The following is a 17,685-nucleotide window of genomic DNA, read 5'->3' on the forward strand; positions in this document are numbered from 1 at the left end:
CAGATAGAGAGGGCGTCATTATGAAGGAGAAACGAATTTTATTTACTGGTGGAGGTACAGCTGGCCATGTCATGGTTAATTTGGCTGTCATCCCATCTTTTCAAAAAGAAGGTTGGACTATAGATTATATTGGATCACATGAGGGAATCGAGCGCGAATTAATAGAACCGTTAGAGGGTGTTACCTACCACCCGATTTCTACTGGAAAGCTAAGGCGATACTTTTCTAAAGAAAACTTCAAGGATCCGTTTAAAGTATTAAAAGGAACGTTACAAGCTCACCGTATTATTGGGAAAACAAAACCAGCAGTCATTTTTTCAAAAGGTGGTTTTGTATCTGTTCCTGTCCTTGTTGCAGCCAGGATGAGACGTGTCCCAGCGGTTATCCATGAATCGGATATTACCCCAGGATTGGCGAATAAAATCGCAATTCCATTTTCTAAAAAAGTACTGACTACTTTTCCAGAAACAGTTCAATACCTGCCGGAAAACAAGGCTGAGTGGATTGGCGCTGTGATTAGGGATGAGTTATATGTAGGGAGTAAAACGAAGGGCTTAAGATTTACTGGGTTACCCGGAAAAAAATCAGTTCTTTTAATCATGGGAGGCAGCGGTGGCGCTAGAAAGATTAACGAAGCGGTGCGAAATCAACTGGATACTCTATTAAAGGAATTTGAAATCATTCATTTATGCGGGAAAGAAAATGTAGATACTTCGATTCAACGAGAAGGATATGTGCAGTACGAATACGTGAAAGATGAGTTATCGGATTTGTTTGCCACTACGGATTTCGTCTTGTCGCGGGCGGGCTCGAATGCGATTTTTGAATTTTTAGCACTGCGTAAGCCGATGCTTCTTATTCCACTGTCACGGAATGCGAGTCGAGGGGATCAAATTTTAAATGCTAAATCCTTTGAAAAACAAGGGTATGCCCGTATGGTCGAGGAAGAAGAACTTACAGAGGAACGTTTAGTTCAAGAACTGAAAAGTTTGAAGGAAGGAAAAAACAGCGTGATTACGAAAATGCGCTCGTTTGAAAGTAGAGAAGCGAAACAAAAGGTTATTAATATCATAAAACAATCAGCACGATAGGTGGAAAAGATAGATGGAAAACGTAATAAAAGCAGCTGTGAGACCTAGAACAAGACATTCCTTGAAAGCTGATTTAGATGCTCTAGGAGTACAAAAAGGAATGACGGTTATTGTGCATTCCTCCTTGTCCTCGTTAGGATGGGTGAATGGGGGCGAGGTTGCAGTTATTCAAGCTTTACAAGATGTTATTACTGACGAAGGCACGATTGTTATGCCAGCGCAAACTCCAACTCTGTCTGACCCAGCTGAATGGGGCAATCCTCCTGTTCCGGAGGACTGGTGGGACGAAATTAAAGAGACGATGCCAGCCTACGAGGAGGGTTATACACCTACTTATGGAATGGGTAAAATTGTAGAAGCATTTCGTTCTTTTCCGAGTGTCAAACGGAGTAGTCATCCGATGTATTCATTTCTAGCCTGGGGAAAAAATCGAGATACGATCCTGGCGAACCATTCCTTAGAAAACGGGTTAGGGGAAGAATCTCCCTTGAAAAAACTCTATGACATGGAAGCTTCCGTTTTACTGATTGGTGTAGGATATGACAGCAACACGAGCTTTCATTTGGCGGAGTATCGTATCCAAAATCAACAGTTAGTTCCAAAAGGCTCGCCTATGATGGAGAACGGAATGCGTGTTTGGAAAAACTATATGGATATTGAATTTAGAGAAGAGCTATTTGAAGACTTAGGGAATGACTTTGAAAACGAATTGCCTGTCAAAAAAGGATATATTGGCTCAGGTTTGACGAAGTTATTTTCCGTTCGAGAAGCGGTCGATTACGCGGCAGAATGGCTAGAAAACTATGATGATAAAATAAAGGAGCACAAGGGTTCATGACCTTGTGCTCCTTTTCTCTATTACTCTTTATTGTGGCTAAATGGCCACCAATTCAATTTTCCGAAGAACCTAACCATGACTGGGATGAATAGTGGTAGCATAATTAAGGCGTATAAGAATAAGCCAATTAATACAACCGTTGCAATCTGTAAAAGCGATAGGACGCCAGATGGAAGCATAGCTGCGAATGTTCCACCTAAAATAACCGCTGCAGAGATGATCACTGTACCCATGTTTTTCATTGCATGGAGTAATCCATCTCGTATCGACATTGCTTTGTTCTCGTTAAATCGATCCATTAAGAAAATACTATAGTCTATTCCTAAGGCAACGAGAATAACAAAAGCGAAGAATGGAACCGCCCAGCTTAATCCTTCATAGCCCATGATATTAACAAAGATAATCTCTGCTAATCCCATAGCTGTAAAGTACGTTAGAACGAGCGACCCAATCAAGTATATCGGCATAATGAGGGAACGTAGCAAAATGATTAGGATAATGAAAATCCCGCTAAGCATTAAGACAACCGTTCTAGAGTAATCCTCATCCGATATGCTTTGCAAGTCGTGGTTCGTACTACTAATTCCACCAATTGCGTATTTAGCATCTTCATAAGACGTACCTTGAATGGCATCTTCCACTGTTTTTTCAACCGTATCGATTAATTCAACAGATTCTGTTGAATAAGGGTTATCTTCAAGTACTACTTCTAATTTCGTGATTGTTTTATCATCCGATAGATAGGGTTGAATTCCTTCCAAGAATTCTTCATTTTCTAGCGCTTCGTCTGGGATGCTTACATAAGATGTTGTTTCATTGCTAGAGAATGTGTCTAGGTAGTTTTGCACCTCGGTTAAACCATCAGAAATTTGTACTAAACCTTCCGAGCTTTGCGTTAAGCCGTCAGATAGTTGACCAAGTTGATCTTGCATATCACTAAATGCCTGCTTCAACTCTTCCTGACCACCGTAGATTTGCGTTAAGCCATTTTGTAATGCTGGGATGTTCTGAACGACTTGTTGCTGTCCATCTGCGGCTTGATTCAACCCGTTTTGGAGTTGATCGACTGCATTTATAAGATCGGTTAGTCCGGCTGATAGTTGTTCTTGGCCGGAGATGGATTTTTGAAAGCCTGTGTTAGCTTCGGACATTCCGCCTAGGATGTCTTTTTGGAGCGTGTTGGTTAAACCAGATGTCCCATCGATAACAGATTTAATCTGCCCTTTCGCTTCATCGAACTTTTCTTGGTCTTCAGGTTCAACGTCTACATCATTGAGTGTATTTAGGGAACCACTCAGTACATTTGTATATTGAATGTATCCTTGCACAATAGGACTTAATCCATTTTCAATTTCTTGATACCCAGCTAAAACATCCTTATTCCCATCAATAGTTGCTTGCAAGTTCTTCTGAATCTCTTGCAACCCTGCTTTAATCTCACCAGCACCACTCGCACCGGACTCGATTCCATTCTGAATCTCAGAAAGTCCGTTTTTCATGTCGCCGATTCCATTGTTCGCTTGTTGTGTACCTTGGAGCAACTGTTCTACGCCGCTTTCTGCTTCTTTTAATTGAGGCTGAGATTCTTTTAACTGGCTTGCACCATCTGCTAAACCGGATTGAATTTGATCAATTCCATCAATACTTTTTCCAATGCCTTCGCCTAGTTGGCCGGTTTGACTTGTGATGGTAAAGTCTTCGAGCAACTCACCTGTCGGACGTGTTGCACTTCGAACGGATTTGACACCATCGATATTTGCTAATTCCTTAGAAATTAATTCGATGTCCTCAAACTCTTGCGAGGAGTCTATTTTCCCTTTGGTTTCTAGCACGACCGTTGTTGGCATGGCTTCCCCTGGCCCCACACTATCTGAGATCCAGTCAAATGCTTTTACGGAACCGTACTCGTCACCAATTTCTTCTAAAGAGTTGTAGGATTTTGACCCGTCATAGGTTACGAGACTTGGTACAACAAATGCTAGAACAATAAGCAATGCGATTAAAGGACGAGTCCATGCAAAGCTCCCAACAGATCCCCAAAGCTTACTTTCACTATGTGATACGTTTTTATCAAATGGCCAGAATAGCTTTTTCCCTAAGACTACAAGGAAAAATGGAACGAGTGTGGCCAAAGCAATCAGTACGACTGCAACCCCTACAGCAACTGCCACAGCGGATTGGTAAAGGGAGAATGTCGATAGCCCGATTGTAGAGAAACCGATTAGTACAGCAAGACCTGAAAAGAACACCGTTTTTCCAGCTGCTTTATACGTAGCAATGACAGCTTCTCCTACCGATTCGTGGTGAGCAAGTTCTTCCTTAAATCTACTAATTAATAAAATACAGTAATCTGTTCCAATCCCGAACATAACCGCAACCATGAATATTTGCGTGAACGTGGAAAGTGGAAAATCGATGGTATCTGCTAGAATGGATACCACACCTTGTGCCGCTAAGTAACTGATCCCTACTGTTAATAATGGGATGAATGGAGCAACTAAGGAACGGAACACGATAAATAGGATTAATAGAATAAATCCTACTGTAATGTATTCTGTTTTCTTTAATCCCTCTTCTGAGTTAATAACAACGTCTTGAGAAATAAATGCTTCTCCTGTTAGAAGATGGTCAACTTCAACATCTTCCACAGCCTCATTAATTTCATCGCGTGCTTTTTCAATTTCTCGATCTTCTAATGATACTTCAAACGGCACTAGTATCGTTGTGTTGTCTTCAGAAACTACTTGTTCTTCAATCCGTGGATCGTCCTGAAAGGAGAGGATTTCTGAAAGCCCCAGTTTGTCGGATTGATCTTGTAAAGTTTCAATCGCATCCCCGACTTCTGATTTTTCAGCGTCTGTTAGAGCTTCATCCTCATGAAATACCATAACGGCACTAATGGTATCCTTGTTGTTATTCTCCGACATCCGCTCAATCATCTGAGCTGCTTCCGTAGAAGAATAACCATCTGGAACGCCGATTTGTCCTTTTTCCCGAACGAGCTCTTGCAGGTTTGGAGAAAATATAAACAAGCAAGCAGCTACTACAATCCAAGCTGCAAGGACTACCCAGCGAAAGCGTATAATTTGTTTCACCCTGTGTGCCTCCCTATCTTTCTCTAAGTATAGTAACGAGTTTTTCTAAAGAATGAACGAAAGTCGTTACTTCTTCTTTACTAAATTGTGTCAAAATATCCCCAAGTACTTCATATAATCTTTCTGTTCCTTCTTCTACAAGCGCTTTTCCTTTTTCAGTGAGCTGTAAATACACAATACGTCGATCCTCTTCGTCACGACGACGATCAATTAGCCCTCTTTCAAAAAGACGGTTAACCTGAGCTGTGACTGCGCTCTTCCCAATGGAGAATTCATTAGCGATTTCCGTGCTGGTCGTTGGTTGGTGCTTGTCAAGAAATCGTAAGGTTCCGAATTGGTCGGTTGTTAGCTCCTGATGTACTTTATCATTCATGATCACATTAACTCTACGGTTTACTTCATTCATCGTTGAGGTGTAAAGCTCAATGAGTTCATGTAGCTCGAGCTTGTTCATATTGTCACTCCTGTCCAATTGGTTTCACAAATGAATAGTTCAATAAGTGAACTATTATAAAATAGCATGACTGATTACGAAAATCAAGTAGGATAACATGAAAAGTTATTCCATGGTAAACTAGACAAAGAATGGACTTACATAATATAAAATGATTTTTTAATAGAGGAAGGGAAGAAGACCATGAATGCACATATTTGTAGATACTGTAGAAAAGAAATAAAAAATCGAGATCAATTACTAACTGGGGTAAGTTGGTTTCGGATTCGACCTTTTCACTATGTCTGCTTTCAAAAATTAATAGGGGATGCGGGAGTTATTTGGAATACGTGGAGGCCGATTAATACACAAGGTGGAACAATTAGTGCTTTGCTCATGTTAGCTCTCGTAATTTGGATGGCCGTTAGTGACTTTAGAGGAATTTGGGGTGATTTGTTAGGACTCGTTGCCTTCTATCCTGTTTTAGTTCGAGTGTTATCGTTTGCTTTATATGAAAGAAAGTTACCAAAGATATAGCTGTTTTCTGAACGGCTATTTTTTTAGGTTTAAATTTTTAAAAAGAGGGAAAGTAGGTTATTAGCACGGTGTTTGTCAGTTTTTCCTTCTTTTTCTAGATGAGTTAGGAAAACAGAGGTATTAGGACAATAAGTACATATGGACAAGTTAAAACACTAATAAACATTAGTCACTCGAATTAAAAGGGGAATATCAAGAGGGAGTAGGTTTGGGTAAAGTGTTTAATCTGTAGTAAAATGTATGTTGTTGTCGCATTTTAGCGAAACCCTCTTTTCCTCATGCACTATTGTTTCATTTCTTGCTAATTCTCCGGCGAATGATTTTCATTTTCACATTGATATTGTGTCTTACCGGATATTGAACTGACTACTAAGTTCAGAATATTGGGATTATTTGTGCGGAGGAAGGGGAAGAGTTTTAAATAAAAGGGGAGAGATATATGAAGAAGGTATTTGTAGGTGTTTCATTATTATTGTTGTTTATTCTTGCTGCCTGCGGTGGGTCAGGAGGTGGAGATGGCGAAGAGTCTTTGGATAAAATTGTACTAGCTGATGCGGGTTGGGATAGCATCCGTTTTCACAACGCTGTAGCGCAAACCATCATGGAAGAAGGATATGGGTACGAGACAGAAGTGAAACCTGGATCAACTGCTGCAACAATTCAAGGCTTACGTGAAGGTGACATAAATGTGTACATGGAAGTATGGACAGACAATATTAAAGAAGTGTACAACGAAGCAATTGAAGCTGGGGATTTTGAAAATGTGTCTACGAACTTCGATGACAACACACAAGGACTTTATGTTCCAACGTATGTGATTGAAGGAGATGAGGAGCGTGGTATTGAACCAATGGCTCCAGATTTGAAAACAGTTGCTGATTTAAAAAACTATCCAGAACTATTTGAAGATCCGGAAGATCCTGGTAAAGGTCGTTTAATCAATGCTCCAAGTGGTTGGGCGGTAGCTGAAACAATCACACAAAAATTTGAAACGTATGGACTTGGAGAAACGTTTAACAACTTTATGCCAGGTTCTGATGCTGCAATCGTGACTTCTTTGGCGGATGCGTATGATTCTGGAGAAGCTTGGGTTGGATACTATTGGTCTCCAACAGCAGTAACTGCTATGTACGACTTAACATTACTAGAAGAGCCTCCATATGATGAGGAAACCTGGAAAGAAAATAAAGGGACTGAGTTCCCTCCAAATGATGTAATAGTAGCCACACACAAGGACTTCAAAGACCAAGCACCAGAGGTCTACGAATTTCTGAAGAACTATGAAACGAGCAGCGCGTTAACAGAAGAAGCGCTTGTTTATATGAACGAAAATGAAGCTTCTGCAGAAGATGCTGCTGTTTGGTGGATAAAAGAACACGAGGATCTATGGACAAAGTGGGTTCCCGAAGACATTGCAACTAAAGTAAAAGATTCTCTATAAGATTCATAGAGGGTAGCTGGCTGCTACAGTCAGCTACTTTCTCATTTAATCAGATTCTATTAAAAGGTGAGGTGAACAAGCTGTATTCCGTACAGCGTTGCCTATGATGAATTTTCCTGACATTCAAAGTAACTTAGGTAAGTATGTAGAAGAATTCGTTGAATTCCTGGACGAATCATTAGCTGGTTTATTTGATTTTATCTTTTTTATTGCTTCACGTTCCATTAACGGAATCGAAGCATTTCTAAACATGATTCCTTGGTGGGTATTTATTTTATTAATCGTTTTACTTGGGTGGTATTTCCGCTCCTTAACATCCGGTATTATTTACGGTATCTTTATTTTCTTAATTGGCACGTTCGGTTTGTGGGAAGAGATGATGATGACGATATCTGTTGTGATGACGGCTGTTATCATATCTTTACTCATCGGGATTCCTCTAGGTATTTGGATGGCGTTTAGTAAAAAATTCTCAATGGTTATGAGACCGTTACTCGATGCCATGCAAACCATGCCTAGTTTCGTGTATCTAATCCCTGCTATCTTTTTCTTCGGACTGGGAAATGTCTCGGCAATCTTCGCAACTTTAATCTACGCACTACCTCCAGTTATTCGTTTAACGGAATTAGCGATCAGAGGGGTCGATCCAGAAGTGATTGAATCGGCACAATCTTTTGGTTCCTCTAAATGGCAAATGCTGAAAAAGGTTCAATTGCCACAAGCATTACCAACTATTATGGCGGGTGTAAACCAAACGACGATGATGGCATTAGCTATGGTCGTTATTGCTTCCATGGTTGGGGCACAAGGACTTGGAGAACAAGTGCTTATCTCGATTAACCGAATTGACATTGCGTTAGGGTTTGAAGCAGGTATTAGTATCGTATTTTTAGCCATTATCATTGATCGAATCTCCGGCGGTGTAGCGGATCGATTCCAAAAGCATAGGAGGGCTAAATAATGAGTAACGAAAAGATAAAAATAGACCATGTATCAAAAATATTTGGTCCGAAGCCAAAGTCGGTTATTAATCTAGTAGAACAAGGCATGACAAAAGCAGAAATTTTAGAAGAAACTGGACATACGGTAGGAGTTTATGATGCTTCGATGGAAATCAATGAAGGTGAAATTTTTGTTATCATGGGGCTTTCCGGAAGTGGGAAATCTACATTAATCCGTTGCTTTAATTTATTAAATAAGCCAACAGGTGGGGCGATTTATGTAGATGGAGAGAATATCGTAGAATATAACCCTACAAAACTTAAAAAATTTCGTCAAGACAAGATTGCGATGGTGTTCCAACACTTTGGATTATTTGATCATAGAACTGTTCTAGGTAATATTGAGTATGGCTTAGAAATTAAAGGTATTCCTAAGGAAGAACGAGAAAAAATTGCCAGAGAAAACCTTGAAATCGTAGGGTTGAAAGGGTATGAGGACAAATACCCTGATGAACTTTCTGGTGGAATGCAGCAACGGGTTGGACTTGCTAGAGCATTGACTAATGACCCGGATATTTTGCTGATGGATGAACCTTTTAGTGCCCTGGATCCGTTGATTCGCCGTGATATGCAGCTTGAACTTTTGGATATTCAAGAACGCCTCAAAAAAACGATTATCTTTATTACACATGATGTGAATGAAGCATTTAAGCTTGGGGATCGCGTCGCTGTCATGAAGGATGGAAAAGTCGTTCAAGTCGGTTCTCCAGAGGAAATTATTGCAGAACCAGCTAATGATTATATTTCTAATTTCATTAAAGATATCGATCGCTCCAAAGTACTTCAAGCCGACCATGTAATGAGCAATCTTTCCGCATTAGTTTCGTTGAAAGATGGCTTGAATGTGGCGGTCAAGGAAATGGAGCAAAATGGGATTTCTAGTGTTTTTGTTGTCGATCGTAGTCGGCGCTTACAAGGAATTGTGACCATTGATCAAGCAATTCAAGGTATTAAAAACAAACAAAGCTTAGAGGATGTTCTTGATACGAATGTTACAAAGGTCACCAGAGATGAGTATGTTAACGACTTAATTCCAAAAGCATTGGAATCCAAATTCCCACTGGCCGTAGTAGGTGAGGATAACCGCTTAGAAGGTTACATCCTGCGTGTTCACGTTCTTTCTGGTCTTGTAGCAGAGGACGTAGAGGAAAGTAAAGAGTATCATGGGTATTATCAGCCTAGCGATACGACGAATATATAAGACTTGTAAGGGGTGCGTAGAAGCACTCCTTTTTTATGGACTAATCACTTATATGGAAAAATATGCCAATATAGAAATGTATATTTAATAAAAGGGGCAAGGGGATGAGTGGTCTTGAATTCAATCAGATAATTAGATTCCGTCGCCCCACATCATATTATAGATGATAGGATTTAAAATAGGCTTTTGAAATCTTAGACCAGAAGTAACCATTCTCTGAGGAGGTATTTCATGTCCTTTCTATCCTGTCTGGACTCCTCGCCCTCCATGGCCAGTTTCATTCTTCATGGAATAATTTAATGACGGGCATAGCCATTTTCAATATTTTCAATTTATATGTACGATTATTCCCATTAAATATCCTTCGTGGTGGGGGAGCTATGCAGGGAAGCCATCAGATGGTTATCAGATTTTAGCCCAACTTAGGTATAGAGGATAGTGATAATAACAATTGTAGTTCACATTTCTTTTAAAAGTTTAGCTGCTTGATTACAATAAAAGGAAGAGTATAAAGGAGTGTTCATGATGGGTTTAGCTAATTCTGTGCAAACATTACATAATGGAGTGAAAATCCCTTCTGTCGGTTTAGGTGTGTACAAAATTGAGGGGAATGGGGTATATGATGCTGTAAAATCAGCAATTGATCTTGGCTATCGTCATATCGATACAGCTTCCTTTTATGAAAATGAAGAAGGTGTGGGTCGTGCCGTGAAGGATAGTGGAGTTGAACGTGAAGAGCTCTTTATTACAACGAAGGTTTGGAACGATCAACAAGGCTATGAAAATACGATGGAAGCATTTGATTTAAGTTTAAATAAGCTGGGATTGGACTATGTCGATCTTTATTTAGTGCACTGGCCAGTTCCGGGGAAATATAAAGAAACGTGGAAAGCACTGGAGGATATTTATCGAAGTGGAAAGGCCAAAGCAATAGGGGTAAGTAATTTTCTACCACACCATTTGGAAGACCTTTTAAAAAGTGCGGAGATTAAACCAATGGCCAATCAAATCGAACTGCATCCACAATTGTCCCAATTGGAAACGCGTGAATACTGCAAGAAACATGATATTATCGTGGAAGCATGGGCCCCATTAGGGAAAGCATCTTATTTTGATCACCCAGTTCTACAGCAACTTTCGGAAAAGCATGGAAAAACTCCAGCTCAAATCATTGTAAGATGGGATTATCAGCACGGGATCGTGACCATTCCAAAATCAACGAAAGCAGAACGTCAAAAAGAGAATGCGGATATCTTTGATTTTGAACTTTCAGGAGAAGATATGGAATTAATAGATGGTATGAATGAAGATAAACGAATTGGAGCACACCCAGATAAATTTAATTATTGAAAAAAGGCAAGGAGCTGCTCCTTGCCTTTTTGTATTCGGGTTGGCCCGACTGATGATATTCGGCGTTTACGCCCAAGAATCCGGCGATTCATTTCATAATTCGGCGCTCAGTCCACGTTTTCCGGCGAAAAAATCCATAATCCGGCGGTTTCAAATTATTCGGCGTTTACGCCCAAGAAACCGGCGATTCATTTCATAATTCGGCGTTCGGTCCACATTTTCCGGCGAAAAAATCCATAATCCGGCGATTTCAATTTATCCGGCGTTTTTACGCCCAAGAATACGGCGGTTCATTTCGTAATTCGGCGCTCGGTCCACATTTCCGGCGAACGAAACGCCGCTCACACCAAAAACAAAAGCCTTGTCCTCATTTGCCGAGCTCCTATTTCACAGCCTATTAATATCCGCGCTCTACCAAATCAAGCTTCCCAGTCTTCGGATCAATAACTAGTCCGTGAACCGGTGTACCTGCTGGAAGCAGAGGGTGGTTCCGTAAAATCTCCACACTATTTTGTACAGACGCTTCAACTGTGTCAAAACCTTTTAACCACTGTTTTAAATCTAGTCCAGCATGCTCCAATGTTTGCACCTTTTCTTCGGAAACACCGCGTTTTTTCATGCGATCTAGTACAGCTTCTCCTTCTAATTTACCCATTCCGCAACGGTGATGTCCGATAATGAAGACTTCATCTGCTTCTAGCATATAAAGCGCGATAAGAATACTGCGAACGACACTATCAAAAGGGCTCGTAATGATTCCGCCGGCGTTTTTTACCATTTTAACGTCCCCGTTTTTAATGTTCATTGCGTTTGGTAGAAGTTCGATGAGTCGTGTATCCATGCAGCTTAATACAACTGCTCGTTTTTTCGGCAGCCCTTCCACCTCATATGGAACATACAATTCCTCTTCTACAAATTTCTGGTTAAAGGATAATACATCATCTAATAACATAGTTTCTACTCCCCTATCTTCATTTGTTCTCTATATTAAAATACCAGAAATTTTTAATTAATGAAAATATCCCATTGACTTTGAAAATCGGAAAGCATACTATAGAGGAAATTTATGAGAGGAGGTCACCAAAATGGAAAAAGTTATCGCAGTGAAACAATACCAGATTGTAGGATACTACAACTTCATATCGAACGTGACCTTCGCTGAACGTGTATTCTAATATTCGTGCATAAATTGGGATAGAAGTATATTTCGTACAGGTTTATAGGAAGTAATGTAGGTCACGTGAAAAGAGTCCGTGGCTATTTTTGTGCGTTTTTTTAACCGCATGCGTCTAGGGACGTATGCGGTTTTTTTAATTCTTATGTTAGTTTGCAAGGGTTCTATCCTTTGCTTTCTATATAAAAAATTTGGAGGGATGATTTTATGCTAATCACAAAAATGAAAAATGAAAAGTTGTTCGACGGAAGGAACGAGAGCGGATAGTAAAACAAGTTCAAATGTAAAAGAAGGTGGCAGCATGTTTAACATTTTTATACGATTTAATGGAAAATTTAACCAGTACTTTAGAAGATACACATTCGTATTTATTATTAAATTTAAAATGAAATATAAACTTCCTATGGTTGATCGTACGGTGTTAATCGTTTCTAGAAACCATAGCTAAAAAAATGAAGGAGGAAATGAAATGGCTTTGACAAGATCTGAGATTGCAAAAAATGAAGAATGGAAAGAAAGTGGCTAGTGGAACGAATAAAAAGAAGTAGGTGAATGCATGTTTCAAGTGTTTAAGAAGTTAGATTGGTTTTTTAAAAAATATTGGAAAAGATACACATTTGCGATAACCGCACTTATAATTGGAAGCTTGATTGAGATAATCCCACCTCGATTAATTGGAATGGCGATTGATGAAATTCAATTTAATACGCTAACGATGGATCGTATAGTGGAGATTTTACTTATCTTCGGTGGGCTTATCATCGCAAGCTATTCTATCAATTTTTTATGGGATTATACATTATTTAGTGGAGCAATGATTATGGAGCGCACCATGCGCTCCCGTTTAATGGGGCACTTTTTACGGATGACCCCAACCTTTTTTGGAAAGAACCGGACAGGAGATTTAATGGCCAGATCTACCAATGATTTAAAAGCCATTTCCTTAACTACAGGCTTTGGTGTTTTAACATTAGTAGATTCTAGTGTCTTTATGTTGATGATTATTGCCATGATGGGCTTTTCAATTAGCTGGAAGTTAACAATTGCAGCACTCATTCCACTTCCAATTATGGCAGTGGTCATGCATAAGTATGGGAATGTGATCCATAATCGCTTTACGAAAGCACAAGCAGCTTTCGGGGAAATGAATAACGATGTGCTGGAATCCATTCGAGGAGTTCGCGTTTTACGGGCATTCGCACAAGAGACTCATGATAGTGATAGATTTCAAGTGATGACGGAAGATGTTTATGAGAAAAATATTGCGGTTGCCAAGATTGATGCGCTTTTCGAACCAACGATGAAAATATTAGTAGGCTTATCTTATACAATAGGTCTAGGATACGGGGCAACCTTAGTGTTTCAAAATACGTTAACACTTGGGGAACTCGTATCCTTCAACGTGTACCTAGGGATGTTAATTTGGCCAATGTTTGCAGTGGGCGAGCTAATCAACGTCATGCAAAGGGGAAATGCTTCCCTTGATCGTGTGAATGAAACTTTAGACTATAAAGCTGATGTGGAAGATCCGCAGCATCCACAGTTAGTTGGTAGTTTGAATTCCATAGAATTTGAGGGTGTGAGTTTCCAATATCCGGACACGGAGGAACCACAGCTGTCTCATATTAACTTGAAAGTGGAACAAGGAGAGACGATTGGAGTAGTAGGAAAAACTGGGTCTGGAAAAACAACCTTATTCCGATTACTGCTACGTGAATATCCAGGAGTAACTGGCTCTCTTCGTTTGTCTGGAGTCTCGATTGATGAACTTCCATTAGAAGTAACGAGAGGTTGGATTGGATATGTACCGCAGGAACAAATTATGTTCTCGCGTACCATTCGAGAAAACATTCAGTTTGGAAAAAGTGAGGCAACGGATGAAGAGATTTATCGTGTGATGGAGATGGCTCATTTTCTAGACGATATTAAAAATTTGCCTAAGGGATTGGACACAAAAGTCGGAGAGAGCGGGGTCACTCTTTCCGGTGGTCAAAAACAACGTGTTGCCTTGGCACGTGCATTTATTAAAGACCCAAACCTATTGTTGCTTGATGATGCCTTATCAGCCGTAGATGGAAAAACAGAAACATTGATCATTAACCATCTCAAGCAAGAGAGAAAAGGAAAAACAACCTTTATTACAGCTCATCGAATGTCAGCTGTTCAGCATGCTGACCAGATTATTGTACTCGATGATGGAAAAATTGTAGAGCGTGGTACGCATGACGAACTCATGAAGACAGAGGGTTGGTATTGTGAGCAGTATAAACTGCAGCAGTTAGAGGAACAGGAGGTGAGCTCCTAATGAAGAAGACAACGGAACGTCGTTTATTTGATTATGCGATGCAGTTTAAAAAGATTATTATGATAGGCTTAGTTTGCCTTATCATAGCCGTAGGACTGGAGCTTGCTGGTCCGCTGATTGCAAAGCGAGTCATTGACGAACATATTACAGGGGTAGAAACTACGTGGTTTCAAGTAGAAGAAAACGATGATCGATACACGGTTGCCTTTGCAGGGAACTTTTATAAACGGTCAGATCGTATGGAAGCAAGCGATGAAAAGGTAGCAGAAGCGACCGTTTTACAAGTGAAGCGATCCTATTACTTCATTCATGAGAAAGTTCCTTTAGAAGGACAACGAAATGTAAACGATGGAACAATTACGATTCAAACACAGGATAAAGAAGTCAAGACACAAGGAGAACGCTTGTCATTGTCGGAGCTTTATTCGTTCTTCCAGCCAGAGCAACGACCTATTATGTATTTGCTCGGCTTGTATGTTGCGCTGTTGCTGATTGCATCTGTCTTCCAATTTGGAAAAACATATAACTTGCAGAAGGCGAGTAATCGGATTGTACAGCAAATGAGAAATGATATCTTTGCTCATACCCAAAAGGTACCAATCGATTATTACATCAATCGACCAGCTGGGAAAATCGTAGCTCGCATTACAAATGATACGGAAGCAATTAGAGATCTCTATGAACGAGTTCTATCCGTATTCATTACGAGCTTTATTTACATGGCAGGGATTTACATTGCCTTGTTCATCTTAGATATCCGATTAGCTTTATTCTGCTTATTGCTTATTCCGATTATCTATGTCTGGATGAAAGTATATAAGTATTTTGGATCTAAATACAACAAAGTAGTCCGATCTACGATTAGTGAAATCAATGGAAATATTAACGAATCCATTCAGGGCATGCCAATCATTCAAGCTTTTCGTAAAGAAAAGCAGATTAATGAGGAATTTGAAGTGCTCAATACAAGGCATTTCACGTATCAAAGAAAGCTTGTTAAATTAAGCGCCTTAACCTCCCATAATCTAGTAAACGTCCTTCGTAACATAGCGTTCGTTGCGTTTATTTGGTACTTTGGATCGCAATCACTAGGCGTTGGAAGTATCGTGACCGTTGGGGTATTGTATGCATTCGTCGACTATTTAACCAGGTTATTCGAACCTGTCACAAATATGGTGAACCAATTACCACTATTGGAACAGGCTCGTGTAGGAGCAGGAAGAGTGTTTGAATTGTTAGATGAGGATGGAGAAGAACCGATCCATTCCCCGATTGACAAATACCAAGGGCTTGTGAAGTTTGAGAAGGTTTCCTTTTCCTATGACGGTGAAGAATATGTTTTAAAGGATATCGATTTTAATATATTTCCCGGACAGACCGCTGCGTTTGTTGGGCATACTGGATCAGGAAAAAGCTCGATTATGAATCTATTGTTCCGTTTTTATGACCCTCAAAGAGGGAGAATTACCATAGATGGAATCGACACGAAAAGCCTGTCTCGACAACAAATACGAAGTCATATGGGGATTGTATTACAGGATCCATTCCTATTTACCGGAACGATTTTGTCGAATGTCACGATGAATGACCCGGATATTTCCCGGGAAATGGCGATTTCTGCTTTAGAAGCAGTTGGCGCTGACAAATTTATCAACAAACTGCCTGAGAAGTACGATGAACCAGTTAAAGAAGGCGGTTCGACATTATCCATGGGAGAGCGTCAGTTGATCTCCTTTGCTAGAGCCTTAGCCTTCAATCCGTCTATTTTAATATTAGATGAGGCTACTGCGAACATTGATACAGAAACAGAATCGATCATTCAACGAGCACTTGAGGTCTTGAAAAAAGGAAGAACAACGCTTGTTATTGCACACCGGCTATCAACGATTCAACAAGCTGACCAAATTCTTGTATTAGATCATGGTGTCATTAAGGAAAGAGGAAATCATGAGCAACTAATAGAAGAAAAAGGCTTGTATTATCAGATGTATCAGATGCAAAAAGGAAAAATGAACCGAAAAGCAATGTGAGAAAAAGCCCTTTGGTCTGTAATGATCAAAGGGCTTTTTCAAAATGGATAATTAAAAGTATGCTAGTATAGGACTAACTAGATGCAAGCTCGAGGTGACGAGATGAAGGAACAAGATCACGATGTGATTGATAAAGACTTACATGAAGATTTAAGCGATGAAGAAATGCTTGAAATATTAGAAGAAGAAAAAAAGCGTGGGAAAGAGACTCCATCAAAAGGGCCGGCATCGAAAAGTCCTACCCTAAAATGGGCGATTTGGCTTATTGCAATTGCTATGTTTATCCAAGTCATTGCGATCATTCCGAAAGCATTTCCTGTCGCAGCTTTTGATTTTCTTTCTACTTCTGCTCGGCTTATGACCAATCCGGAAATTGACCAATACCAGGAGGCAGTTGTTGTCGTGGAGGCAGGAGAGTCAAGAGGAACCGGATTCTCTTTCACAAAAGATGGGCTTGTTTTAACGAATTATCATGTCATTGACGAAACGCTAGAAGAACAAATTTACGTTGCCTATCCGGAAGAAGGACTAAAAGATGCAACTGTAGTGGCAGAATACCCCGAGATTGATTTAGCCGTTCTTCAAGTAGAATCAAAAGAGTCGTTGCCTTATCTTCCCTTAGCGGAACAAAAGAATCATAAAAATCAAGAGCATATATACTTTATTGGAAATCCACTGCGTTTTGAAGGAATTGCCAATGAAGGAGAAGTAATTGGCTATACGTCTTTAGATGACTGGGATCAAGATGTCCTTATGCTAGATGCTCCGGTCTATCATGGGAACAGTGGTAGTCCTGTTATAAACAAAGACGGCAAAGTCATTGCCGTGATCTTTGCCACACTTGATCACCAGGAGCATGGCAGAGTAGGGTTGGCAGTTCCTATCGATTTGTTTCATGAAGTTTATAAGAATTAGTTGGTAATACTGTCTCAATGATAATAAGATCCGAACTATGGTTCCGAAATCCACTAAAACTCGAATTAGTTCGAATTTTTCTTTTAGGTGCTTGTGAGGGGATTGAGGCCAAAGTGAAAACAAGTTAAGTCGCTGTTATCCAGCTCTTGAGCGCCGATATAAATTCTTTCTTTGATTTCAAAAAAACACTGATACCGAAAAAAATCTCCTACAAAAATATCTAAGCAGATATTCAGACAGAGTAAACGAAAACAAAAGCAATTTTCAAAACCAA

13 protein-coding genes are annotated in these 17,685 nt (G+C 39.9%); 10 read left to right on the forward strand and 3 right to left on the reverse strand.

Annotated elements, in window-relative coordinates; translation table 11 throughout:
• The first annotated feature begins 20 nt into the window (after window positions 1-20).
• Together KO561_RS05435 and KO561_RS05440 are read left to right on the forward strand one after the other, a co-directional pair.
• Window positions 21-1,091, forward strand: a complete 1,071-nt coding sequence (locus KO561_RS05435) for an undecaprenyldiphospho-muramoylpentapeptide beta-N-acetylglucosaminyltransferase (RefSeq protein ID WP_231096116.1) — start codon at window positions 21-23, stop codon at window positions 1,089-1,091.
• A 13-nt stretch (window positions 1,092-1,104) separates the two neighbouring features.
• Window positions 1,105-1,929 (forward strand): AAC(3) family N-acetyltransferase, encoded by an 825-nt coding sequence (locus KO561_RS05440; protein WP_231096117.1) that lies wholly within the window; start codon window positions 1,105-1,107, stop codon window positions 1,927-1,929.
• A 20-nt stretch (window positions 1,930-1,949) separates the two neighbouring features.
• Here KO561_RS05440 and KO561_RS05445 read toward each other — a convergent pair whose 3' ends face one another.
• Entirely contained in the window at window positions 1,950-5,024 is a 3,075-nt protein-coding gene (locus tag KO561_RS05445; protein ID WP_231096118.1) for an MMPL family transporter, read from the reverse strand.
• 13 nt (window positions 5,025-5,037) lie between these two features.
• Window positions 5,038-5,478, reverse strand: a complete 441-nt coding sequence (locus KO561_RS05450; RefSeq protein ID WP_231096119.1) for a MarR family winged helix-turn-helix transcriptional regulator — start codon at window positions 5,476-5,478, stop codon at window positions 5,038-5,040.
• A 183-nt stretch (window positions 5,479-5,661) separates the two neighbouring features.
• Here KO561_RS05450 and KO561_RS05455 point away from each other — a divergent pair, with 183 nt between their 5' ends.
• From KO561_RS05455 to KO561_RS05475, 5 genes are all read left to right on the forward strand, one after another.
• A complete protein-coding gene (locus KO561_RS05455) occupies window positions 5,662-5,994 on the forward strand; it encodes a hypothetical protein (protein ID WP_231096120.1) in 333 nt (110 codons plus the stop codon).
• Between the two features lie 439 nt (window positions 5,995-6,433).
• Window positions 6,434-7,435 carry an ABC transporter substrate-binding protein gene (locus tag KO561_RS05460; protein WP_231096121.1) on the forward strand — a complete coding sequence of 334 codons (1,002 nt, stop codon included), beginning with the start codon at window positions 6,434-6,436 and terminating at the stop codon, window positions 7,433-7,435.
• Window positions 7,436-7,538: 103 nt separating this feature from the next.
• A complete protein-coding gene (locus KO561_RS05465; protein ID WP_231096122.1) occupies window positions 7,539-8,396 on the forward strand; it encodes an ABC transporter permease in 858 nt (285 codons plus the stop codon).
• Window positions 8,396-9,637: a quaternary amine ABC transporter ATP-binding protein gene (locus KO561_RS05470; RefSeq protein WP_231096123.1), complete on the forward strand. Its 1,242-nt coding sequence runs from the start codon at window positions 8,396-8,398 to the stop codon at window positions 9,635-9,637. Before KO561_RS05465 ends, KO561_RS05470 begins: the two co-directional genes overlap by 1 nt.
• 525 nt (window positions 9,638-10,162) lie before the next feature.
• On the forward strand, window positions 10,163-10,987 hold the full coding sequence (locus tag KO561_RS05475; RefSeq protein WP_231096124.1) for an aldo/keto reductase: 825 nt from the start codon (window positions 10,163-10,165) through the stop codon (window positions 10,985-10,987).
• Between the two features lie 397 nt (window positions 10,988-11,384).
• Here the strand turns inward: KO561_RS05475 and KO561_RS05480 are convergent, their stop codons facing one another.
• The gene (locus KO561_RS05480) at window positions 11,385-11,939 is read right to left on the reverse strand and encodes a beta-class carbonic anhydrase (RefSeq protein ID WP_231096125.1); all 555 of its coding nucleotides are present in this window, start codon (window positions 11,937-11,939) and stop codon (window positions 11,385-11,387) included.
• 778 nt (window positions 11,940-12,717) lie between these two features.
• On the opposite strand from KO561_RS05480, the gene KO561_RS05485 reads away from it, so the two are divergent.
• From KO561_RS05485 to KO561_RS05495, 3 genes are all read left to right on the forward strand, one after another.
• Window positions 12,718-14,466, forward strand: coding sequence for an ABC transporter ATP-binding protein (locus KO561_RS05485; protein ID WP_231096126.1), 1,749 nt, complete (start codon window positions 12,718-12,720; stop codon window positions 14,464-14,466).
• Entirely contained in the window at window positions 14,466-16,496 is a 2,031-nt protein-coding gene (locus tag KO561_RS05490; RefSeq protein WP_231096127.1) for an ABC transporter ATP-binding protein, read from the forward strand. Before KO561_RS05485 ends, KO561_RS05490 begins: the two co-directional genes overlap by 1 nt.
• Window positions 16,497-16,577: 81 nt before the next feature.
• Window positions 16,578-17,411, forward strand: a complete 834-nt coding sequence (locus tag KO561_RS05495; RefSeq protein ID WP_231096128.1) for a S1 family peptidase — start codon at window positions 16,578-16,580, stop codon at window positions 17,409-17,411.
• Window positions 17,412-17,685 lie beyond the last annotated feature (274 nt).

Source organism: Radiobacillus kanasensis (genome assembly GCF_021049245.1).
Taxonomy (GTDB): Bacteria; Bacillota; Bacilli; order Bacillales; family Amphibacillaceae; genus Radiobacillus; species Radiobacillus kanasensis.